At 61.7% G+C, this 20,587-nt stretch carries 22 protein-coding genes; 9 read left to right on the forward strand and 13 right to left on the reverse strand.

All coding sequences use genetic code 11. The annotated features are described in order from the left end of the window. Positions 1-773: 773 nt before the first annotated feature. From K3174_RS05745 to K3174_RS05765, 5 genes are read left to right on the forward strand one after another with little or no spacing between them, the layout of a single operon-like run. Entirely contained in the window at positions 774-1,112 is a 339-nt protein-coding gene (locus K3174_RS05745; protein ID WP_221556695.1) for a hypothetical protein, read from the forward strand. Then, entirely contained in the window at positions 1,109-1,486 is a 378-nt protein-coding gene (locus tag K3174_RS05750) for a helix-turn-helix domain-containing protein (RefSeq protein WP_221556696.1), read from the forward strand. Before K3174_RS05745 ends, K3174_RS05750 begins: the two co-directional genes overlap by 4 nt. Before the next feature lie 3 nt (positions 1,487-1,489). Beyond that, positions 1,490-2,500, forward strand: coding sequence for an ImmA/IrrE family metallo-endopeptidase (locus K3174_RS05755; RefSeq protein WP_221556698.1), 1,011 nt, complete (start codon positions 1,490-1,492; stop codon positions 2,498-2,500). 6 nt (positions 2,501-2,506) lie between these two features. After that, the gene (locus K3174_RS05760) at positions 2,507-3,187 is read left to right on the forward strand and encodes a C1 family peptidase (protein WP_221556701.1); all 681 of its coding nucleotides are present in this window, start codon (positions 2,507-2,509) and stop codon (positions 3,185-3,187) included. A gap of 34 nt (positions 3,188-3,221) precedes the next feature. Then, complete coding sequence (locus tag K3174_RS05765) at positions 3,222-3,947, forward strand: thymidylate synthase family protein (RefSeq protein WP_425594420.1); 726 nt, start codon at positions 3,222-3,224, stop codon at positions 3,945-3,947. On the opposite strand, the gene K3174_RS05770 is transcribed toward K3174_RS05765, so the two are convergent. The 4 genes from K3174_RS05770 to K3174_RS05785 form a co-directional block, all read right to left on the reverse strand. Further along, the gene (locus tag K3174_RS05770; protein WP_221556703.1) at positions 3,917-4,618 is read right to left on the reverse strand and encodes a uracil-DNA glycosylase; all 702 of its coding nucleotides are present in this window, start codon (positions 4,616-4,618) and stop codon (positions 3,917-3,919) included. The genes K3174_RS05765 and K3174_RS05770 overlap by 31 nt on opposite strands. After that, entirely contained in the window at positions 4,615-5,796 is a 1,182-nt protein-coding gene (locus tag K3174_RS05775) for a nucleoside triphosphate pyrophosphohydrolase family protein (RefSeq protein ID WP_247711947.1), read from the reverse strand. The genes K3174_RS05770 and K3174_RS05775 overlap by 4 nt, the downstream gene beginning before the upstream one ends. Continuing rightward, positions 5,793-5,990 (reverse strand): hypothetical protein, encoded by a 198-nt coding sequence (locus K3174_RS05780; RefSeq protein WP_221556704.1) that lies wholly within the window; start codon positions 5,988-5,990, stop codon positions 5,793-5,795. Before K3174_RS05780 ends, K3174_RS05775 begins: the two co-directional genes overlap by 4 nt. Before the next feature lie 133 nt (positions 5,991-6,123). Continuing rightward, positions 6,124-6,282, reverse strand: a complete 159-nt coding sequence (locus K3174_RS05785) for a hypothetical protein (RefSeq protein ID WP_221556706.1) — start codon at positions 6,280-6,282, stop codon at positions 6,124-6,126. Positions 6,283-6,566: 284 nt separating this feature from the next. Between K3174_RS05785 and K3174_RS05790 the strand changes: the two genes are divergently transcribed. After that, on the forward strand, positions 6,567-7,445 hold the full coding sequence (locus K3174_RS05790) for a hypothetical protein (RefSeq protein WP_221556708.1): 879 nt from the start codon (positions 6,567-6,569) through the stop codon (positions 7,443-7,445). Between the two features lie 64 nt (positions 7,446-7,509). Here the strand turns inward: K3174_RS05790 and K3174_RS05795 are convergent, their stop codons facing one another. From K3174_RS05795 to K3174_RS05805, 3 genes are all read right to left on the reverse strand, one after another. After that, on the reverse strand, positions 7,510-8,430 hold the full coding sequence (locus K3174_RS05795; RefSeq protein WP_221556710.1) for a DUF2493 domain-containing protein: 921 nt from the start codon (positions 8,428-8,430) through the stop codon (positions 7,510-7,512). A gap of 293 nt (positions 8,431-8,723) precedes the next feature. Next, positions 8,724-9,758: a DUF7146 domain-containing protein gene (locus K3174_RS05800; protein ID WP_221556712.1), complete on the reverse strand. Its 1,035-nt coding sequence runs from the start codon at positions 9,756-9,758 to the stop codon at positions 8,724-8,726. Positions 9,759-9,840: 82 nt separating this feature from the next. Then, complete coding sequence (locus K3174_RS05805) at positions 9,841-11,943, reverse strand: ParB/RepB/Spo0J family partition protein (RefSeq protein ID WP_221556714.1); 2,103 nt, start codon at positions 11,941-11,943, stop codon at positions 9,841-9,843. Positions 11,944-12,201: 258 nt separating this feature from the next. On the opposite strand from K3174_RS05805, the gene K3174_RS05810 reads away from it, so the two are divergent. Next, the gene (locus tag K3174_RS05810; RefSeq protein WP_221556716.1) at positions 12,202-12,513 is read left to right on the forward strand and encodes a putative quinol monooxygenase; all 312 of its coding nucleotides are present in this window, start codon (positions 12,202-12,204) and stop codon (positions 12,511-12,513) included. 3 nt (positions 12,514-12,516) lie between these two features. On the opposite strand, the gene K3174_RS05815 is transcribed toward K3174_RS05810, so the two are convergent. Then, entirely contained in the window at positions 12,517-12,939 is a 423-nt protein-coding gene (locus K3174_RS05815) for a PaaI family thioesterase (protein WP_221556718.1), read from the reverse strand. A 72-nt stretch (positions 12,940-13,011) separates the two neighbouring features. On the opposite strand from K3174_RS05815, the gene K3174_RS05820 reads away from it, so the two are divergent. After that, the gene (locus tag K3174_RS05820; RefSeq protein ID WP_221556720.1) at positions 13,012-13,719 is read left to right on the forward strand and encodes a helix-turn-helix transcriptional regulator; all 708 of its coding nucleotides are present in this window, start codon (positions 13,012-13,014) and stop codon (positions 13,717-13,719) included. Between the two features lie 70 nt (positions 13,720-13,789). Here the strand turns inward: K3174_RS05820 and K3174_RS05825 are convergent, their stop codons facing one another. Further along, complete coding sequence (locus tag K3174_RS05825) at positions 13,790-14,983, reverse strand: DUF932 domain-containing protein (RefSeq protein ID WP_221556722.1); 1,194 nt, start codon at positions 14,981-14,983, stop codon at positions 13,790-13,792. A 288-nt stretch (positions 14,984-15,271) separates the two neighbouring features. Between K3174_RS05825 and K3174_RS05830 the strand changes: the two genes are divergently transcribed. Beyond that, positions 15,272-15,484 (forward strand): helix-turn-helix transcriptional regulator, encoded by a 213-nt coding sequence (locus tag K3174_RS05830; RefSeq protein WP_221556724.1) that lies wholly within the window; start codon positions 15,272-15,274, stop codon positions 15,482-15,484. Here the strand turns inward: K3174_RS05830 and K3174_RS05835 are convergent. The 4 genes from K3174_RS05835 to K3174_RS05850 all read right to left on the reverse strand — a co-directional run bounded on the left by K3174_RS05835 (position 15,476) and on the right by K3174_RS05850 (position 20,562). Beyond that, a complete protein-coding gene (locus K3174_RS05835; RefSeq protein ID WP_221556726.1) occupies positions 15,476-16,711 on the reverse strand; it encodes a tyrosine-type recombinase/integrase in 1,236 nt (411 codons plus the stop codon). The two genes, K3174_RS05830 and K3174_RS05835, sit on opposite strands and share 9 nt — an antisense overlap. A 447-nt stretch (positions 16,712-17,158) precedes the next feature. After that, the gene (locus K3174_RS05840) at positions 17,159-17,782 is read right to left on the reverse strand and encodes a DUF305 domain-containing protein (RefSeq protein WP_221556728.1); all 624 of its coding nucleotides are present in this window, start codon (positions 17,780-17,782) and stop codon (positions 17,159-17,161) included. Further along, positions 17,783-18,136 carry a potassium channel family protein gene (locus K3174_RS05845; RefSeq protein ID WP_247711975.1) on the reverse strand — a complete coding sequence of 118 codons (354 nt, stop codon included), beginning with the start codon at positions 18,134-18,136 and terminating at the stop codon, positions 17,783-17,785. A 59-nt stretch (positions 18,137-18,195) separates the two neighbouring features. Next, entirely contained in the window at positions 18,196-20,562 is a 2,367-nt protein-coding gene (locus tag K3174_RS05850) for a heavy metal translocating P-type ATPase (RefSeq protein WP_221556732.1), read from the reverse strand. Positions 20,563-20,587 lie beyond the last annotated feature (25 nt).

Consider the following 20,587-nt stretch of genomic DNA (forward strand, 5'->3'; position numbering starts at 1 on the left):
TTGAGCGAAGGACGGCGGGAGGCGACTTTCTTGCCTCGCGAGGAATGCGCGCAGCGCAGGGGAAGAAAGTTGCTGCTCCGCCGTTGCGTCCCAGGCGATCAAGGGCGCGCAGCGCCCGATCCCGGCCAGATCAGGCCAAGAGAGAGACCGTGAGGTCGGTGCTCGGGAGCTGTCTTGAAGAAAACGTTCGAATGGCGACTCGGACCTGCCTAATGACGAGCGAGTGCTACCACACGGGCAAGAACCTACGGTGCGGCAGGAATGTTGGAGACCGATGTAACGAAGGGAGGAAAAACGCATCTTCTGTCCGGATAGGCGGCAACTGGGGACAGTCACGCGTCCCTGAGGGGAGAGGAGAATGAGCGTTTCAGTCTGGGCGAGACTGCGCTCGACGCGTACTGGAACCGCATAGTCGAGACTTTCGCCAAGCAACGCTTGATGGCGGCCCCGATTGCTCAACCCCGCACAACTGCTCGCAGACACGCTGGCTGCGACCGATTGCAGCCCGGCCGGATCGCCCATCAGCTAAGCGCCCCGATCTAAGTCGGTCGGCCTTCCTCGCCATTTTCCCGAAAGCAGAAGTCGAACCGATGAACGCCGAGCGCCACCAAAGATCGACGGACCGGGAAGTCTACTTCGGAAGTGGCGATGGCGATTAACGGCCTTTGAGCCTCCGCATATGCCTGCCAGCGTAGCGCACCGACAAAATGGGTTGCATGTCGGATATTCCGACATTATAGAATCGGAATGTAGCTTAATCATGCGAGGCTTATATGGCGACCATTGCCCCTCATGCGCCAGCAAAAACGGCCTTTCCGAAGGCCGATGTGATCACGGCGCTGACCGACGAGTTGCTTACTGTAGCGGGAATTGAAGCGCAGCTCCGTGGCATCGCCCTGCCTAAAGATCAGGCAGGAGTCATGAAGGCAGCAATCCCGCTCGATTCGCTTTCGGTTGTGGACACGCTTTGCGCCATAGAGGCCGTGGTCGGCTTCGAGCTTCGCGACAACATCGTGCGAACGGGAGGATATGATTCGATCGAAGAGGCGCTCGCCCATGTCGTGCCTCGAATCGAGAGGGTCTGGGTCAAGAAGAAAGGAGCCAAGCCATGAGCAATGTGGCTGTCAGCCAAGAAAGCGATGACGCTATGGAACGTCAACGCCTCGGCAATCGTCTGCGCGACGCGCGGAAATATCTCGGCCTCAAGCAGGACGAGGTGGCCAGCTATCTCAAGATTCCGCGCACGGCATTGACGGATATCGAGAATGGCCAGCGCCGTGTCGAGGCGATCGAGCTCACGCGCCTTGCCAAGCTCTACCGGCAGTCGGTCGCCTATTTCACGGGCGAGGACGAAGCTTCGGCAAGTCTTCCGCCTGACGTTGCGCATCTGGCGCGTCGTGTGGCGGATCTTTCGAGCGAGGACCGCGCGGAGCTTGGCCGTTTCGCCGAGTATCTACGCTCGCGTTCGGCTGGGGAGCAGGCCTAATCCATGGCGAGCGACTATGAAAGTGCGGTTCGCGCGGGCGCGATGGCAGCCGGCAGACTTCATCGCCGTCTTGACACGCAGGCGCTGATCGGACGGCATGGCGGCAACGTCGATGTCTTCGGCGCGATACATGCGCTCGATCTTCCGTTGCTATTACGGCCGCTCAAGGGCTTGTTGGGAGCCTATCTTAGTTCGCCCGCCCCGGGAGTGCTCGTTACCACTGAACGGCCAATGAGCATCCAACGCTTCACCGCCGCGCATGAGCTGGGCCATTTCTTCATGCGGCACGAACCCAGCCTGGATGATGAAAGCATTTTACGGCGCATGCCGATGAGCCCCGAACCGGGCAATCAGTTTCAGGAAACCGAAGCCGACGCGTTCGCCATCGCATTCATGATGCCCAAATGGCTAATCGCGCTTCATTGCGCGCGGCAGGGCTGGACGGTTGATGAACTGCGTCGGCCCAACATCGCCTATCAGCTCTCTCTACGGATTGGGGCCAGCTACGAAGCGACCTGCAGAACGCTCTTTCGATACAAACTCATTTCGGATGCCGTCATGCGCGAATTGATCGATACCAAGCCGCGCAGCCTGAAGGTTGACCTGCTGGATGACTACCGCCCCACTGATTATCGCGGCGATGTCTGGCTGCTGACCGAACGCGACGAAGGCACGCGGATCGATGGCAGCCGCAATGACCTCTTCGTGCTGCGCCTGAAGGAACATGCCGGAGGCGGATATCTGTGGGATCTCGACCAGTTGATGGCGAGCGGATTTGCGGTGGTGCGTGATGAGCGCGAGGCACTCGATGCGGAAGCAATCGGCGGACCAGTGGTCCGGCGGGTGACCGCAGCGCCGGAGGCAGCTCAGCGAGGACGGATGTCGCTCAACGAGAGGCGGCCGTGGCAACCGGCCACGGCCAATGCGAGCCTGACGATCGATTTTGATTTCACCGGGCCGGAACAGGAAGGTCTTTCCCGAGCGGAACGGCGCCATTTGCTCGAGGCCGCCTGACTTCCCATGATCGACATAAAGACCGACCTCCGGCCATTCCTAGGGCCTGTGCGCGATCAAGGAGCGCGACCGACCTGTCTTGCCTTCGCGGCGAGCGATACCCATGCCAGTCTACGCGAGGGATGGATGCCGTTGTCTTGCGAATATGTCTTCTTCCGAGCGCAGCAGCGCACAGGGCGGCGGCATGACCAGGGTGCCACGCTTTCAGCTATACTGGAGACCCTGCGGCTCGACGGCCAACCTGCTGAAAGCGGATGGCCCTATCTCGATGCCGTGCCGGACGATCCCGACCACTGGACGCCGCCATCAGACGTCGGCCCACGTTTCGGCAGGAAAGGAGGGCCCGCCGCAATCGACCTCGGCCCGATTGTCGAGGCCCTCGATAGCAAGAAGCCGGTGATGCTGCTTTCGACCCTGTCGCAGTCGTTTTTCGCACCGGCCAATGAAGGCGTGGTCGATCCGGCCAATGACGAGAAACCCGATCCAAGCCTGCGGCATGCAATCGTGGCGGTGGGCCACGGCCATGCCGCCGGCCAGAACGCAATCCTCATCCGCAACAGCTGGGGCGCCAGCTGGGGTGTGGACGGCCATGCCTGGCTGACTGAGAAATTCCTGAAGCCGCGCCTATTCGCGACGGCAATTCTGACGGAGGATATCGATGTATCTACCCGTGCCGCCGCAGCCTGATTGCGTCTCGGCTTGGCGTGAAGCCGTCCGCCTGGTGAATGCAAGGCCTGGGCATCACGAGCATAATGTCCTGATCGATGTTGCCGACCCGTTGGCTCGCGCCGATCTATCCGATCCAGTGGTCGCGCTGGTCGACGCCTTCCTTAAAGACCGCGATACCAAGCGCATCGAGACGGTCGCAAACACGATCTTTCCAGCGGCGCTTTATCGGCGCTACGGTTCGCCGACGTTCTTCACGCGATTTACGGACAATGTTCTGCCCAAGGTCCGTTCGCCGGGAAAGAAGAGCTGGTCCGGTTATTATTTCGAACGGATGATGCAACTTCCGCAGCCGGAAGGCGAGCCGCTAAACCAGTTGACCGAGATCATCGGGCGGCTGAAAGACCCGACTGTGCGGGCGCTCAACAAGTTTGAACTCAGCGTGTTTGATCCGCTGCGCGATGTCGATGGGTCGCCTTATGGCGGACAATGCCTTAGTTTCGCGAGCTTCAAGTTGATTGGCGATGGCGACGGCCGTCGGCTGGCGCTCACCGCGATGTATCGCAATCATTATTATATTGAAAAGCTACTCGGCAATCTGATCGGCCTTGGCCGTCTGCAGCAGTTCGTGGCTGAGGAGTCGGGCATCGCGATGGGGCCGCTCACGATCCTTTCGACGCATGCCACGATCGATGTGAAGAACGGAAAATGGAACCGTGGAGATATTGCAGCTCTGCTCGCGGCCTGCGATCAAGCCAAGGCCTTGGCCGTCGCTGCATAGCGAGGTCCGAGCGGCAGTTCTGGTAAACCGACCGGGTCGTCTGCGATCCCGTAGAGGCCGTACATTCCGTCGATGAATTCGCGTTGCCCGCCATAGCTTGGATGGCGGATCGCAGTAACTTCTGTATCCAGTTCAGCCAGCGCGAGATGTGCATCGCGTCCGATCGCAACGATACGGCGGGGCTGCACCATCGATACCAGCGCCTGTAGCAGAGGCCAGGTCGCTTCACGCTCGGCGCGGCTATGGCAGCGATTGGACATTGGATCATCCGCCTCATGCGGATGAAAGGGAAAGACATTCCACAACATGACTGGCTGTCCGATACGGCCAAGCACCTGCCATACGATTGCGGCAGTGCGTTCGGCAATTTCCGGCCCCTGCGTGGCACGCTCCAACGCGATACCGCCCATCAGTGCCGATGCATGGGTAAGATGCACCTCGTCGGTCAGCGGCACCCCAGTGCGACGTCCGCCGCGATACCCAAGATCGCGGGCAATCCAGATCGTTTCGACATGCGCATCGAGCGCAGCTTCCAGCATGCCCTGGAGGTTGGACCGGCGCCGCGCCGCAGCATCGCGGCGGTCATGGATGGAACAGCGGTCGCGCCATGGGTTGAATACCGAGGGCAATTTCGCTGCCGCCAATGCCGATACGAAGGTCTTGGGGGTCATTGCGGCAATTCCTTAATGCGCAAGCGACGGCGGTCGAAATCGATCGTGATTCGCGCCCGTCGGTTTTTCTGGAGGAAGCGGAAAGCAGCATAACCCTGGAGAATTGCTTCCTCCCAGAGCCACAGCGGACAGCGGTCAGCCTCGTAACCGGCGACGAATTGGCGGACATGCTTGAGCATGTCCAGCGGAAGTCCGCCTCGTTTGACGTCTTCGAAAAAATTGAGTTGCTGCGCTTGACCGAAAAGCCAGGAAGTGACCCCTTCCTCGATCAAGATGGCGCGCGCACCATCCTCGGCTTCGTCAAGCTTCGGGTCACTCTTTCGTTTAAGTCGAAGCAGAGCGCGGATCACTGGTGACCAGCCCAGCACCGCGACATAGGCGTAGTGAAAGACATCGTGGAACCGATAGTCGTCGGCTTCGATGGCATTGTCGGTCAGCCTATCGCCGACATAGACCCCGCGCGAACGCTGGAAGACATAATCGCGACCCCGTACGTTGCGCTCGTAGATATCGATCTGCATCGATCGGGGGAGCTGCTCCTCGGTGTCTTTGTCGGCATCAAAGGCAGGCGGGTAGATGCGTTCGCGCGGCCATCGATCAAAGATCTTCTGCAAGTTCTTGATCGCAGCCGCCTCAATGGTAATGCCTGAGTCGGTCGATGCGCGAATGACACAACGCATTACAGCGATGAGCCGTTCGGCCACTTCGGTGCGGTGCCGAGTTGAATTACCTCCTTCGATTTCCCGCGCGAGAAGTCCGACCTCGCCAGCCAGGGCGAGCAGGCTGTGTTCGAATTCTGGCATGGGCGCTTTGGCGAGTGGAATGTGCGCTGGTTGTAGGGCGTGCAGACTAAGACTTCCGTTTGCGCCCGCGGCGTATTCGCCATCTCTCTCGAGCGCAGCGGCCGCGATGTCGCTCAATATCAAGCGATGGCGCCGGGCGATTGCGGCCAGATACCACAGAACGTCACCGATTTCTTCAGCGACGGCTTCGGCATAGCCAAGATAGGAGGCGGCATCGCGCTGTTTCTTCTTGGCTTCGGCGAGTAGACTGCCAGTTTCGCCGAAGAGGCCTAGCATAGTGAACCCGACAGTGCCGGAACCTTTGCGCTGGTCGGTCCGCGCTGCCTCGCTCGCATAATGATCGACTGTTAGCGCCTCAAATTCGTCTTTGATCATGTGCGTTTCCGTCGGTCCGTGATCGCGCCTTCGGGCACGACCACGCCATAGGCCGCGAGGGCTCTCAACACGATCATACGAATCGGCTCGCGACTATCGAGTGCGCGCTGCCCAAGATCGCGCTTGGTTTCGGTCGGCACTTGGACCTGGAGATGCTCGTCCCCGCTGTCATCGACGTCGCCCTTCTGTTTCATGAAAACATAAAAGCATATTTTAATGAAAATTGAAAGCTCAATTTTTCAACCTCGACTTGGTTGGGCTTAGTGACGAAGATCGGCTGTGAGCATCCTTGCCGATCCGGGTTGTGGCAAGGTCAGCCGGGCGTACTCAAAACGGATCGTAAACGTGAACGATCAGGCTCGGATCGCCATCGTAGTCGGCATCGGTCATGACCGCGTAGCCGTCGCTGGTGTGGACGAGAACGACGCAGGTCATCAGCGTCTGGGCGAGGCTCCAGGCGTATCTCTGGGCGGTGGAAAGCGACATGGGACTGCTCCTGCTTCGGAGCGGGGACCGTCCCCGCTCGACAGGCGCACGGGCGGCCATCGCGGGGCCGCGATCACCGACAAGCAAAGCTGGAGGCCGCAAGCTTCGCTTAGCGGACCCCCTGCGGGTTGATCGTCACAAGGCCATGCGGAGGGTAGGAGTAAGCCAGGGAGAGCGGGGTGGTCGCCGCAAGCGTGTCAGAGCCGCTTATGTCGCCGCGCGAGGACAGATCGCGAGCTACGGAACGGTTTGGAACAAGCTCTTGATCCGCTAAAGCGATAGGCATGGCTACTTGGACCGACGAAGATATCTATCGCCTTGACCTCGAACTTGCGAAGAAGGGCGTCGCCCAGCACGCTCGAGCGCATCACGTAGCGATGGAAATCCTGGGCCCCGAATATGTGATCGGAGTCGGCGGCAATCCGCAGGTCGACGAAGTCCTAGCCAACTACGCCCGGCTATTCCCCGGCGCTGAGAAGACCTGGCCGGGCATGGGAACCGGTCTCGTCGCCTCGGTGGATCAGGTTCGCAAGGTCACCGTGCCGGTCGTTTTCGGAACCTGCACCGTGTCTATTCACGAAGGCCTGGGTTTCAGCAGCCATGCTGAATTTGCAAACTGGTGCCGCCAGGATCAGGACATCGCGCTCAAGTCCGCGTTTTCATTCGCCGACATTTTCGATCTCACCTACGGTCGTGATGAAGTGACGCATTCTTCGCCTGATGCGATCGAGATGTGGACCTTGGCGTTGTCCCACCTCGAAGTGACAACCAACAGTATAATCGGCGGTTTCGATCTCGCGGCCCTTACCCAGTCGATCTGTATGACCGTCGAATTGTCGCTCAAGGCGGCGCTCGCTCATCTCGGAGTGACCGAGAAAGAGCTGAAAGCCATTGGTCACAATAACGTTGAGAGCGCGAAACTCTTGGCATCGCTGAAGCCACACCGTGATGATCCGCTGATCGAACAACTAGTCGCCAAACTCCCGCCCTACGTCGGGTCGCGCTATAAGCGAGCCGATCTCACAAGGTTGGCAATGATCGATCTTGCTCTCGCAAGTCAGTTCATCGCATCCTCGACATTGCGGCGGCTCACAGATCGGGATTTTGCAGCGATGATCGAAACGGAAGATGGGCCAGACGCGCGCTCGCGCCTCTTCGACTGATTTTCTCGGGAGGGTGACGCTGGCTAGCCAAAAGCGCTGCTGACCGCTCGTGAAGTGGCGGCGCTCACTCGCCGCGCTTGCGAAAATCGAACAGCGGGATGCCGAGCTTCCGTGCCTTGTCGGCGAGGTTGTCCTGGATGCCGGTGCCGGGGAACATCACGACACCGATCGGCAGCACTTCGAGCAGCGCATCGTTGCGGCGGAACGGCGCGGCCTTGCCGTGGCGGTTCCAGTCGGGTTTGAACGCAACCTGGCAGACCTTGCGGTTGTCGGCCCAGCAGGCAGCGATGCGTTCGGCGCCGGACGGCGCTCCGCCGTGGAGCAACACCATGTCGGGATGCTTTGCATGCACGCGGTCTAGCGCGGCGAAGATCGCATCGGTATCGTTGCAGTCCTTGCCGCCGGTGAACGCGACCTTGGTTCCGGCGGGCACCATGACCTCGGTTTCGGAGCGGCGGCGGGCGGCGATGAAGTCGCGGCTGTCGACGACCGCGGCGGTCAGCGCGCGGCGGTTGACGAGACTGCCGTGGCGAGGACGCCAGGTTGATCCGGTGTGGGTGCGGTAGAGATCGGACGCGACATCGCGCATGAGTTCGTGCGCGTCGCGCCGTTCGATCAGCGTCAGCCCCTGGGCGATCAGATTTTCCAGTTCGACCGAGGCGACCTCGGAGCCGTCCTGTTCGCGTTGCGAGCGGCGCTGCGCCTGTTCGTTGTCGTCGAGCTCGCGCTCGACCCGTTCGGCCGAGCGATGGAACAGATTGACCGTGGACCAGAGAAGGTCGCCCAAATCGGGTTCGAGCCGGGTTTCGACGAGTGTGCCGATGAGCGCATCGAAGATATCGGCGATGGCCCCGGCAACGCGGTCGCCTTCGGGCAGCGGCCGGGGATCGGGCTCGTCCTCATAGGGATGGTGGCCGTAGAGCTGGAGCTCATTGAGGATATGGGCGGTTTGCGATTGGTCGGCTGGGTCGTCGCGATCGGTCATGGTGGTTGCTCCGTTTCTCGAAGACCGCGCCTCTCGCGGCCTTCACGGGCGAGCCGGGAGCGGGGGCGGAGCGGTCTGGCACCCAAGGGGCCGCAGCGCAGCGGAGGACGGCGAAGCGCGGCTTTCTTGTCGCGCGAGGAGCCGCGCAGCGGCGGGGAAGAAAGTTGCGCGCAGCCGTTGCCGGACCGGGCCGGCTCCGGTTCTCTCGCCCGCTCTGGAAGGCCGGGGCGCGGCTCTGGCGATTAGGAGCTGTCCTGACAGGGACTCGGACATCCACCCATTCCTCATTCCGGTCATCGACCGATGAACATTTCGGCATCTTCAGGCGTTAGCTGGACCCGGATATCTGCCCGCATGGCATCAAGCCCAAGCTGGCGGAGGTCGTCGTTGAAATCGCCCAGCTTGGCATCGAGCGGGAGCGCGTCGATCCCGGCTTCTTGCGCTCGCGACTCAAGGTCGTCGTATGCACCGTGACCGGCGGAATCGTTCTCGCGGGCGATGTAAAGGCGGCGCAGCATCGGCGGAAACGCGACCGCAGTGAGGTGGGCAGCCGATGACGCTGCAATCATCGGCATGACGGGCAGAATCTGCCGCAGCGAGATCATCGTCTCGATCCCTTCGCCGGCGATCATGGTTGCGCCCGGTGATCCGAACCGCACGCCGTGCCCCAGCAGATCGCCCATCGCGCGGCGCGGTGTCGCGATGTTTGCCTTCGATGTGCCGAACGGATCGAGCCAGGTGCGGTGCAGGCCGGTCAGCGTGCCGTCATTGTCGCGCACCGCTGCTATCAATGCTGGAAACGCTTCGGGCGTATCGGGCGGATCGTCCCGGTCGGCGCGATACCAGCAATTGGGATGGAAGCGGAGGCACCCGCAGTTGCGCAAATCGACGATGCCACGATTGCGCAAATAGGTCTCAGCCAGCGTGCCGTGGATCGGCCGCGAAATCGCCCACAACCGCCGTGCTGCCTCAGGCGAGCCGGTCGGTGCGGGCGTGCGCCGCGCGGTGTCGGATGGTTCGGGAACGGGAAGCGACAAGAAGTGCCGCGCCTCTTCGAGCGTCTCGGCAAGCGAGCCGAGCCGTCTGTTCGCGGCGATCATATCGAGCAGGTCGCCATGCTCGCCGGTGGCGGCGTCGGTCCATTTGCCTGTAGCGCCTTTGCCGGATTCGGGGCCGGTCAGCCGCACGAACATGCTGCGGCCCGGCGTGCCTTCGACATCGCCGATCAGCCAGTAGCGGCCCTGACGGCGACCCTCCGGCAGATAATGGCGGCAGACGCTTTCGGCGTTGCGCGCAAGCTGGCGCGCGAGGTCGGATGCCTGGTGCATCGCATCCTCCTTCAGACGGAAAGAGGGTCCGACGCTTGGGGGCGTCGGACCCTCGAAGTGAGCAGGTCCGGGGAGCGGGAACCTACTCGGCGGCGACGGCGTAGGGGGTATCGCCCTCGACCGCCTCATCATCGCCCAATGGCTCGTCATCCGCCACGGACCCTGTGCCGTCGTCCTCCGCCGATTGCACTTCGCTCTCGGCCTCATCGGCGGTTTGCTCGTCGGTATCGTCCAACTCGGACGCGACCGGCGCGGTGCGCAGCGGCTCGGGCAGCCAACCGGTGTCCGCGATCAGTTCCTCGGCGCGTTCGGCCTGGGCATCCTTCTTCAGGCCTTCGATACCCTCGGCGGCTTCCTCGCCCTTCGCCTCGCGCACCGCCGCGACGATCCGTGCCTTGGTGACCTTGCCGAGATAATTCTCGGCAGTGGTCGTCCAGCCCGCATCGACCATGTCGAGCCCGATATCGGTCGCGAGCCGCTCGGCGTGGGCGAGCGCACGCGGCCTGCGGTTGTAGGCCTCGACCGCGGCGTTGACCGTCATCGCTACGCAATGCGCGAACAGTGCGTTCCGGAGCTTCACCGGCATGGCGAGGATCGCGTCCCACAGTTGCTCGCTGTCGTCGGGCAGCGCGCCCGCGAACGCCTCGTGCCGTTCGGTCAGCGCCTCGGCGTAGGGCGTTTCGCCGAGACCCGGCGCTTGGCTGCCGAAGAACACGCATTTGGCATCGAGTTCGAGGCAGCTGTCGGGCGCGTAGCTGTAGAACAGCTTGAGCGCCAGCGCGTGGAGGCAGGCGCAGAACGCCGTCCCGTAGCTGCCGCCGACCGCGAGCCGCAGCGCGACCGTGCGATGCGCGGTGAGTTCGGTGACGAGCCGGTCGGGTATTGGATGCAGAGTGTCGTCCTCATCCTCGCCACCCGAAAAGTCCTCGGACTGGCGCTGACTGTTGGCAGTGCTGGCCTTCGACCACACAGCATCGATCTCACCGTCATCCTCAGGCTCGACCTTCTCCTCGTCCTCGGGCCGGACATAACCGCGATCCACCCGCAGCCGCCCGGCATGATCGACGCTGACGAACACGCCCGCCCGGGCGATGTCGTCCTCGTCGTAGCGCACCGGCCGATCGTCGATCGCATCGATGGCGGTCTCGATCTCGCCGAGCCGTTCGTCGACCTCGTCGGGCAGTTCGGGCGCATCGGCATATTCGGCTTCGAGCGTTTCGAGCTCGGCCTGCAATGCATCGCGCGTCGCCTGCTCCTCTTCGGTCAGCTCGGGCCGCTCGCCCGAAATGCGCCGCAGCCCGTAAGTATGGCCGTAGGGGAAATCGAGGCCGACCTCGATCCACTTCCAGCCCTCGGCGCGGATGGCTTCGGCTTGCTCGCTGAGCTTCTCGGTAACGAGCATCTCGACCAGCCCGACATGCTCGAGCCAGCCGCCATCGTCGCTCTCGAACAGGTCGCGCATGACCGCACCGCCCGCTTCGACATAGGCATCCATGCCAATGAACAGCGCGCGCTTGTCCGACGCCCGCACCGAATGCTCGGTCAGCATGCGGCGGATCTGATAGGGCTGATCGTTGTAGCTGCCGCGCACCGCGTCCCAGACCTGCGCCTGCCGCTCATGGTCGGGATTGACGGTGAACGCCATCAGCTGATCGAGCGTCATCGCGTCTTCGGCGAACGCATCGAGCAGGGCTTCGCCGACGCTCGCGAGCTTCAGCCGCTGCTTGACCACATTGGCCGAGACGAAGAACGCGGCAGCGATCTCCTCCTCGCTCATGCCCTTCTCGCGCAGCGCCTGGAAGGCGCGGAACTGGTCGAGCGGATGCAAGGGAGCGCGCTGGATGTTCTCCGCGAGACTGTCCTCTTCGGCATACCCGCCTTCGCGCACGATGCAGGGTACGGGCGCGGTCTTGGGCAGCCGCTTCTGCTTCACCAGCAGTTCGAGCGCGCGATAGCGGCGCCCGCCCGCCGGCACCTCGAACATGCCGGTCTCCTTGCCGTCCGCATCGGTGACGGCGCGCACGGTGATGCTCGCGAGCAGCGTACGCCGGGCGATGTCCTCGGCAAGCTCCTCGATCGAGACGCCCGCCTTGACGTGGCGGACATTGGCCTGGCTCAGCACCAGCGTGTCGAACGGAATGTCCCGCGAGGGGCTGAGCGCGATGGTCTTGACTGACTTGGTCATGGGTCTTCTCCATGACGGGCCGGCCGGGAGCCTCTCTCCCGATCTCAAACCGTCACGAAGCGACAGCGCCGCCCTCTCACTCTTTGAGGGCTGCGCTGCAATCAGGCGCAAGGAAGCAGAGTAGCGGTGACTGCTTCCGACGTTGGTCTTAGACGTTCGCCATAAACCCTGAAAATTTTCGTAGTCGTCATTCGCTACTGACATAATGCTGTCAGCAGCACTGGTGCACTATGCCTTCCCAACAAGACGGAGGCAAAAATGACAACGCAGTTCAACGACAGACGGGTGATGCTGGCTGAGTTCCCAATCAAGTCGGAAAAGCGGGATGAATTTCTCCAGTATACCACGGAAAATCTGGCGCTCAGCAGATCGGCGGCGGGCAACATCGAATTCGACATCCTCATTGACGAAGCCCGTTCTGACCAGGTGTTCTTCTATGAAGTCTGGGAGTCGGCGGAGGCTCAAAGGGCTTACATGGCATGGCGCGTTGAACGCGGAGACCTCAATATTCTCATGACGTTTCTGGCCGGCGAGCCCAAATTCACTGCATTGCGAAGGATCGAGAGCTAAGGGTCAGGCCACAGCCTTTTGGATAGCGGAAAGTCTGAGGCTTGCGGTTGCGCGCGCCAGGGTCTTGCCATCCGCATCGGCCAACTCGGCTTCAACAAAACCAATAGTCTTTCCCAATTGGACGACACGGGCTTTGCCGATCAGCCTTCCTGGCTTGGCCGGCGCCAAATACTGCACGTTCAGGTCGATCGTCGATGGGTATATCCGCGCATCGGTGGCGATCAACACCGCAGGGCCCATACAATCGTCGAGCATGGCCGATAGAAAGCCGCCTTGCACATTGCCTGCGGCGTTGCGGAATTCCGGCTTGGCGGTGAAGGCGATTTTCACCCTCCCGCCGTCGCGCTCCGCTTCCAAAATGTCGAGGCCCAGCAATTTAGCGCAGGGTGGCGTCGGAAAGCGATCAAGGATTGTCGGGATCGACATCGCAGTCTCCTGTCGGTTGGTGCGCTTGTGTTTAAAGTAGCGCTCCTGACAGCCTTGTGTCAGGAGTGCCCGATGCGCCGTGCCGAACGTCTATTCAGACTGGTTAGTGAACTCCGCGCTCGAGGCGTTTGCCTTGCCGAAGATCTTGCGGACTATTTCGAGATTAGCGTGCGCACCATCTATCGCGACATCGCGCACCTGCAGGCATCAGGATTGCCTATCGAAGGGGAGGCAGGCGTCGGCTATCTGTTGCGGCCCGGATTTGACCTTCCGGCGATGACTTTCACTTTCGAACAGCTGGATGCGCTTGCAGTCGGCCTGTCGTTCGTGGAAGTGGCGGGCGATAGCTCGCTGGCAGAAGCCGCGCGAGAAGTTCGCGCAAAAATTCAGGCGTCCCTGCCCGATCCAGACGCGCGCAAACTTGAAAGAGCGCCGTTGTTCGCAAGCAGGCGGGACGGTCCTGCCAATCCCATAATGAAGGTCGTTCGCCGGGCGATCCGTCGGCGGACCACTTTGCATTTGCACTATGAGAACGGGGAGGGAAGCCTTTCGAACCGCCGGGTCAGGCCGCTTGCCATTTGGGCGTTCACTGAAGGCTGGCTGTTTGCAGGCTGGTGTGAGTTGCGCGACGACTTTCGCGCCTTTCGTCTCGACCGGATAAACGCACTGGAAGAAACGGGCGACCGCTTTGCTGACGATCCCGATCGGAATCTGGACGCATACCTAAGAGCACGAATCCTTGCTCCGCAAAAACATGATCGTGCATCGCAGAACAGGTAAGTCAACGATGGCGAACGGCAGCTTTTGCCTCCGGCGGCCAAATTCCAGACAGTCCGCTCCCCACCCTTTCTCAGACCTTCTCCAGCAACTTCTTGGCGCGGGTCTCGAGGTCGAGCCGTGCGTCCTGTTGTCGCTTGTTGCGCGCATAGGCGGTGATGCCCTGCACGAAGTCGAACACGGACTCCGGCGGCCGGCCTTCCTCGGCGAGCACCGTCTCGACGATCTTTGCCGTCTCCGCCTTTCCGAAGCCGCGCTTCCTCAGGAAGTCGGTGCGGTCCTCGTCAGAGCGCGCCACAATGCGTTCGCGCGCGGCCCGGATGCCGTTCAGAAAAGGCTGAGGCGAGCTGTCGGCGAACCGGGTCAACGCCGGCGCCGCCTCGTGCGCGAAGCGGTTGGCGGCATATTTGGAATGCCGGATGCTGATCTCCTGGAAGTCCTCCACGCCCCAGAGATTGCGGTTCTGGCAGACCGCGCGAAGGTAGAAGCTCGCGATGCCGAGCGTCTTCGCGCCCACCTCGCTGTTCCAGCAATAGAAGCCTCGGAAAAACAGATCGGGCGATCCGTCGGGCAGCTTGCCAGCCTCGATCGGGTTCGTGTCGTCGACAAGGAACAAGAAGACGTCGCGATCCGAGGCATAGAGCGTGGTCGTGTCGGACGTGATATCGACCATCGGATTGTAGACGCCGGTCGACCAGTCGAGCACGCCCGGCACCTTCCAGCGTGTATCGCCAGTGCCGTTGCCTGCGATCCGCTGAACAGCCGCGACGAGTTCGTGATCGTAGATACGACCGTAATCGGGACCGGTAACAGCGCGCAGTTCGGTGCGGCCATCCTCAGTCTCCAGTGTCTTGACCTGCTCGGCGCGGTGACTGGTGAGCCCATATTGCAGGTTGATCGCGGCGAGCGGTGCGGGAAGCTGGCGCATATAGGCCGCAGGCGCGCCGACCAGGCTGGCGAGCTGGCCGAAGCTCCAATGGGTCGGTGCCAGCGGCTTGTCCGCATCGGGAAGGACCAGCGCCAGCCGTTCGGGATCGTCGCGATGGGCTTCGACCCGGATCGCCGCGCTCTCCACCGTCCGCGTCCGGCTGCGCTCGGCACGGCCCTTCACCGCCGTCATCAACTCGTCGAGCGACGTGAAGCGCTGATCCGCGGGGCGACTGAACCACTCGGACGAGACCCGACCGATCCGCTGGCCGCGGCCCACATCCACTCTGTAGCCGCCGCTCCGCTCGGGGCTCGCGTCGAGAACTTGGGCTTGTGTCATGACTTTTCTCCGCGACGATCCGGCCGGGAGCCTCTCTCCCGACACTCGAACCGTCACGGCGACAGCCGCTGCACTCTGACTCTCTGAGGCCGCGAAACGGGGCGCCCAGACGCGCCTGCAGCCGCTTCGAGGCGACACACATCGCCACGAACACGCTCGGGATCAGCATCTACCGCCGCGCCTGCGCATGACTGCGATGACAGCAAAACGCGTCTTGCGCTTCGCGTTCGGTCTGCTCATTTGATTTCAGGGAGCGCCGCCAACTCGCAGGAAGTGGAAGGGCATCCCATGTCGAACCCTGATCGTATTATCCGACTCAAAACCGTTCTGGACCAAACCGGACTCACCCGTTCGACGCTATACCGCAAGATCGACGAGGGCACGTTTCCTCGCCAGATCCCGATAAGCGCCCGAGGTACGGGGTGGCGGGAGTCCGAGGTGAGACGCTGGATCGCCGACCCAATGGGCTACGATACCGAAGAGCTTGATCGCCTAGCTTGAAATCGTTGCTCGCTGACCGAAGTCGCCTTTCAAAACCGTCGCTCCATCGCGCAGCTGATCGAGATAATCTGACCAGTGCTGCATCATGCGGACACGCTCGTCCCAAAACTCTCCGCGTGCGTAAGCGCGACGAACGGCATTGCTGTCCTGGTGCGCGAGTTGCCGCTCGATCGCGTCGGGGTTCCATAAACCCATTTCGTTCAAGAGCGTCGCCGCCATTGCGCGGAAGCCGTGGCCGGTCATCTCGTCTTGGGCATACCCCATCCGGCGCAGGGCGGCGTTCACGGTGTTTTCCGACATGGGTCGTTGGACGGAGCGGAGCGAGGGAAACAGGTAGCGGCTGTAGGCGGCATCGTGTTCGACCAGTGCGATGATTTCCAGCGCCTGGCGCGATAGAGGGATCGCATGCGGACGGCGCATCTTCGTTTTCTCGGCGGGAATCGTCCATACCTTGCCGTCAATGTCGAACTCGGCCCATTCCGCGTGGCGCAATTCTCCGGGCCGAACGAAGACATGCGGGATCAATTGAAGCGCAACCTTCGTGGTGGGATGGCCATCGAACGAAGCAATCGCACGCAGCAAACCGCCAACTTCTGAAGGATCGGTAATCGCCGGTCGGTGGGTCGTCTTCGGAACAATCAGCGCCCCTCGCAGGTCGACGGTCACGTCCCGTTCCGCGCGCCCGGTGGCGATTGCATATCGGAAGATCTGGCTGCATGTGCTCCGGAGCCGTCGTGCCGTTTCATACTTCCCCTTCTTCTCCATCTTGCGAAGGGTGAGCAGCAGCTCTGGAGCCGAAATGGCGCTGATCGGTCGCTTGCCCATCGACTTGTCGATGAAGCCAATCAGCCATCGCTTCTTCTTCATGGTAACAGGAGAGCGGCCCTCCTTCTCGATCTTTGCGAGATATTCGTCGGCTACCGCCTCGAAGCTGCTCGCGGAGGCGACGCTTGCGGCGATCCGTTCAAGCTTCGCCTGCTCACCTGGGTCTTCTCCACGAGCGAGCACCTCACGGGCCGCGTCGCACCTCTTGCGTGCATCGGCGAGTCCCACCACTGGCCATTGTCCGAACGTGAGCGTCTTCTGCTTGCCCAGATAGCGGTAGTTCATTTTCCAACTGCGGGCGCCGGTAGGCCAAACCACGAGATAAAGGCCGTCGCGGTCGGCGAGCTTGTAGGGCTTCTCGCGACTCTTGGCGGCTTTGATCGCAACCGCTGACAACGCCATGATGGTCTCTCCTCAATCACCTCCGTCGAGACCATCAAATCGACCATCAAGTTGATGGTTAGTGATGGTTTCTAGCGGTTTTCAGTGAGAAACCTATACCACGAAAAAGTGCCGGAAAACAGCCACTTCTGAGACATTTTGGGACGTCCTGAGAAGGGTAGATGGTGCCCAGAAGAGGCATCACATTCTAGCAACTTTTCCGCGTGTTATCCGACAGTTAGGAATTTGGGCTTCGGCAAAAAGCCCTCAAAAGGCCCTCAAAAACCGTCTAATGCATTGGTTCGATGCCTTTTTCAGGACTCAGCGTTAGCACTAATCCCGCTTTGATATCGTCATTGCAAGTCAGCAAGAACGGTCAGCGAACCATCTCCGCACAGCAGTCCGATCACGTGTTTATCCCGCAAATTCACGTTTTCGCAAATTGCGGGATAAACCTTCTCGAAGCTTCTATTCGCCCACCGTAACCTCGTCGCGCACCTCCGGCCTGATAGGACGCTCGACCGCCTGTTTGGCTTCCTGCAATAACTCTGGTGTGAGATCGGTCGTCCGCGCGGTGAGTGGCGTGCCGTCGCCCATCTCACCGTTCCTTTCGATGTCTTCGATCAGCAACTTCATCTCTGCAATTTCTTTGACCTGAGCCTCGATGATCGAGTCCGCCAGCTTGCGAACACGCGGATCGGTGATCTCGGCCCGCGCGCTCGTCATGATTGCGATCGAATGGTGCGGGATCATCGCCGACATGTATTCTTCGTCGTTGACGGTCGCCTGGCTGCGGACAAGCCATAGCGCCACCGCAAAGACCAGCGCGCCTACGCCCAGGATGACGAAGTTCTTGGTCTTGTCCTTGTACATGCCCCACATGAAGAGAAGCATGACGATCATCATCATGCCGCCCATAACGAACGTCATCCAGAATCGCGTCTCGCTCCAGAACACGTGATCGAGCTCATAGGTATTCAAGTACATCAGGCCGAACATGATCGCGGTAGAGGTCGCTACCATCGCCATGAAGCGCCAGTAGTTGCTTCCACCACCGTGCAGCTGGTGATCCGCGTTTTGGTTGTCGGCCATTCAAACCTCCTGTTGGCTCATCGTCTTGTATACGTACTGGGCAGTGCAGCTGATGAGGATAAAACCCGTTAGCGACGCAATGCCCGCAATCACCCTGAGGTGATCGGTCGGATAGATATCGCCCAGACCCACCGTCGTGACGGTGATCAGGGCGAAGTAATAGTAATCCATCGCCGACATGGCCTGTTCCTTGGCGAACCCGCCAAGTCCGAGCGAGGCTGCCGATGCGAAGCCGACTGCGAATACGACAGCTACCAGCATGTGGCTGATAAGGACGAGCAAGGAACCGCCCGTCAGTCGCAAGCCGGCCGGCGCGAGTCCGGGCGGCGACACTTTCTTGGCCAAGCGCAACATCGCGAGATGCAAGGTCAGCGACGCAAGGAAAAGCACTATTCCGATTGCCGTTGCCGCGATCATGTCCGACCTTCGCCCAATGTCGGAAGCTTCAGCCCGCGCAGCCGCAAGGCATTGGCAATTACCGATACCGACGAGAGGCTCATCGCCGCGGCCGCGATCATCGGATTGAGAAGCAGGCCGAAGGCGGGAAACAGCACGCCGGCCGCCACCGGGATGCCGAGCGCATTGTAACCGAACGCGAATACGAGATTCTGGCGAATATTGCGCATGGTGGCGCGCGACAGCACGATCGCCTGGAGCACGCCGGTCAGGTCGCCGCGGACCAGCGTGACACCGGCGCTTTCGATCGCCACGTCGGTGCCTGTTCCCATCGCAATGCCTACATCCGCAGCCGCCAGCGCTGGCGCGTCGTTGATGCCGTCCCCGGCCATCGCAACGCGCTTGCCTGCGGCCTTGAGCGCCTCGACCTTGCGATGCTTGTCCTCGGGCGAGACGTTTGCCTCGACCTCGTCGATACCGAGCTGGCGGGCCACGGCTTCTGCGGTGGCGCGGCTGTCGCCGGTCAGCATGACCACCTCGATCCCGCGCTCGTGCAGCGCCCGAATGGCCGCAGCGCTGGTCGGCTTGATCGGATCGGCGACCGCGATCAGCCCTGCCGGTGCGCCATCGATGGCCACGAACATCACGGTCTGGCCTTGGGAGCGTCCGGCTTCTGCGGACGCGAGCCATTCCGCATCATCGATACCGAGCCGCCGCATTAGCTTCTCGTTGCCGATAGCGACCTTCTGCGGTCCCACGCGCGCCTCGACACCCTCGCCGGTAGTCGACGACAAATCAGAAGCTGCCTCGAACGCTACGCCACGCGCCTTGGCACCTTCAACTATTGCATGGGCGAGCGGATGCTCGCTCCCCGCTTCGACCGCGGCGACGGCGGAAAGGAACTCGGCCTCGTCGAGGCCTACTCGGGGAGTGACGGCGACGAGATCGGGCTTGCCCATGGTGAGAGTACCCGTCTTGTCGACCACCAGCGTGCCGATCTTTTCGAGTGTCTCCAGCGCCTCGGCGTTGCGAATGAGGATGCCGTGCTGGGCGCCCTTGCCGGTCCCGGTCATGATCGACATCGGCGTTGCGAGGCCGAGCGCGCATGGACAGGCAATGATGAGAACGGCGATCGCGTTGACCAGCGCATAGGCTAGCGCCGGGAAAGGCCCCCAGATTGCCCAGACGATGAAGGTAACGACCGCGACCACGACCACCGAAGGCACGAACCAGGCCGCGACCTGATCGGCCAGACGCTGGATCGGTGCCCGGCTGCGCTGAGCCTCGGCGACCATCTGGACGATCTTGGACAGCATCGTGTCCTTGCCGACCGCGCCCGCGCGCATAACGAAGCCGCAGGTCTGGTTGACCGTTCCGCCGATCACCTGGTCGCCGGCCTTCTTGGACACGGGCAATGGTTCACCGCTGATCATCGACTCGTCGATCGCGCTCGCGCCTTCGGTCACTTCGCCATCGACCGGCACCTTGTCACCCGGGCGGACGCGGAGCATGTCTCCGCTCGCCAATTGGTCGAGGGAGACTTCGCGTTCATCGCCACTGCCGAAGATCTTGAGCGCGGTCGGCGGCGCGAGTTCGAGCAGTGCACGCAGCGCGCTCGAGGTCGAGCCCCGCGCCCTGAGTTCAAGCACCTGGCCAAGTAGGACGAGCGTGGTGATGACCGCCGCCGCCTCGTAATAGACGCCGACGCGCCCCGAGTGATCGCGGAAGGCGGGCGGGAATATGTCGGGCAGGAGCGTTGCGACGAGACTGAACAGGAATGCGATCGCAACGCCGAAGCCGATCAGCGTAAACATGTTGAGATTACGGGTCTTCAGCGACTGCCACGCGCGCTCGAAGAAAGGCCAGCCGCCCCACAGAACCACTGGTGTGGCGAGCGCCAGCTGCGCCCATTGCGCGCGTGCCGGTTCGATCAGCCGGTCGAAGCTGATCCCGGGCACCATGTCGCTCATCGCGTAGACGAACAACGGCAGGGTGAAGAGCGCGCTGATCCAGAGCCGGCGGGTCATGTCGACGAGTTCGGGGTCGGGTCCATCTTCGAGGCTCACCGTCTCGGGCTCCAGCGCCATTCCGCAGATGGGGCAGCTTCCCGGTCCTACCTGCCGGATCTCGGGATGCATGGGGCAGGTGTAGATCGTCCCTTCGGGAACGTCCTCAACCTGCTTGAGATGCGCTCCGGACAGATAGTGTTCCGGATCGACAACGAATTTGTCCTTGCACCGCGCCGAACAGAAGTAGTGCGTCGCGCCGTCGTGCTCGGCGATATGCGTAGCACCCTCGATCGTCACGCTCATGCCGCAGACAGGGTCGATGGCGGTAGCTTCACCTTGGCCTTGGCCTGCGTGGTGGGTGTCGCAACAGCTCATGGATTGGCTCCTCTGCTTCGCAGGT

The organism is Qipengyuania qiaonensis (assembly GCF_019711515.1).
GTDB classification, from domain to species: domain Bacteria; phylum Pseudomonadota; class Alphaproteobacteria; order Sphingomonadales; family Sphingomonadaceae; genus Qipengyuania; species Qipengyuania qiaonensis.

Excerpts from the sequence above, each read along its gene's own strand:
- K3174_RS05755 (WP_221556698.1), top strand. The coding sequence starts at position 1,490 with ATGGCGAGCGACTATGAAAGTGCGGTTCGCGCGGGCGCGATGGCAGCC.
- K3174_RS05845 (WP_247711975.1), bottom strand. The coding sequence starts at position 18,136 with ATGTTGCGCTTGGCCAAGAAAGTGTCGCCGCCCGGACTCGCGCCGGCC.
- K3174_RS05815 (WP_221556718.1), bottom strand. The coding sequence starts at position 12,939 with ATGTCGATCCCGACAATCCTTGATCGCTTTCCGACGCCACCCTGCGCT.
- K3174_RS05775 (WP_247711947.1), bottom strand. The coding sequence starts at position 5,796 with ATGATCAAAGACGAATTTGAGGCGCTAACAGTCGATCATTATGCGAGC.
- K3174_RS05800 (WP_221556712.1), bottom strand. The coding sequence starts at position 9,758 with ATGCACCAGGCATCCGACCTCGCGCGCCAGCTTGCGCGCAACGCCGAA.
- K3174_RS05805 (WP_221556714.1), bottom strand. The coding sequence starts at position 11,943 with ATGACCAAGTCAGTCAAGACCATCGCGCTCAGCCCCTCGCGGGACATT.
- K3174_RS05780 (WP_221556704.1), bottom strand. The coding sequence starts at position 5,990 with ATGAAACAGAAGGGCGACGTCGATGACAGCGGGGACGAGCATCTCCAG.
- K3174_RS05785 (WP_221556706.1), bottom strand. The coding sequence starts at position 6,282 with ATGTCGCTTTCCACCGCCCAGAGATACGCCTGGAGCCTCGCCCAGACG.
- K3174_RS05745 (WP_221556695.1), top strand. The coding sequence starts at position 774 with ATGGCGACCATTGCCCCTCATGCGCCAGCAAAAACGGCCTTTCCGAAG.
- K3174_RS05840 (WP_221556728.1), bottom strand. The coding sequence starts at position 17,782 with ATGGCCGACAACCAAAACGCGGATCACCAGCTGCACGGTGGTGGAAGC.
- K3174_RS05770 (WP_221556703.1), bottom strand. The coding sequence starts at position 4,618 with ATGACCCCCAAGACCTTCGTATCGGCATTGGCGGCAGCGAAATTGCCC.
- K3174_RS05825 (WP_221556722.1), bottom strand. The coding sequence starts at position 14,983 with ATGACACAAGCCCAAGTTCTCGACGCGAGCCCCGAGCGGAGCGGCGGC.
- K3174_RS05850 (WP_221556732.1), bottom strand. The coding sequence starts at position 20,562 with ATGAGCTGTTGCGACACCCACCACGCAGGCCAAGGCCAAGGTGAAGCT.
- K3174_RS05750 (WP_221556696.1), top strand. The coding sequence starts at position 1,109 with ATGAGCAATGTGGCTGTCAGCCAAGAAAGCGATGACGCTATGGAACGT.
- K3174_RS05795 (WP_221556710.1), bottom strand. The coding sequence starts at position 8,430 with ATGACCGATCGCGACGACCCAGCCGACCAATCGCAAACCGCCCATATC.
- K3174_RS05835 (WP_221556726.1), bottom strand. The coding sequence starts at position 16,711 with ATGGCGTTGTCAGCGGTTGCGATCAAAGCCGCCAAGAGTCGCGAGAAG.
- K3174_RS05820 (WP_221556720.1), top strand. The coding sequence starts at position 13,012 with ATGCGCCGTGCCGAACGTCTATTCAGACTGGTTAGTGAACTCCGCGCT.
- K3174_RS05830 (WP_221556724.1), top strand. The coding sequence starts at position 15,272 with ATGTCGAACCCTGATCGTATTATCCGACTCAAAACCGTTCTGGACCAA.
- K3174_RS05760 (WP_221556701.1), top strand. The coding sequence starts at position 2,507 with ATGATCGACATAAAGACCGACCTCCGGCCATTCCTAGGGCCTGTGCGC.
- K3174_RS05790 (WP_221556708.1), top strand. The coding sequence starts at position 6,567 with ATGGCTACTTGGACCGACGAAGATATCTATCGCCTTGACCTCGAACTT.
- K3174_RS05810 (WP_221556716.1), top strand. The coding sequence starts at position 12,202 with ATGACAACGCAGTTCAACGACAGACGGGTGATGCTGGCTGAGTTCCCA.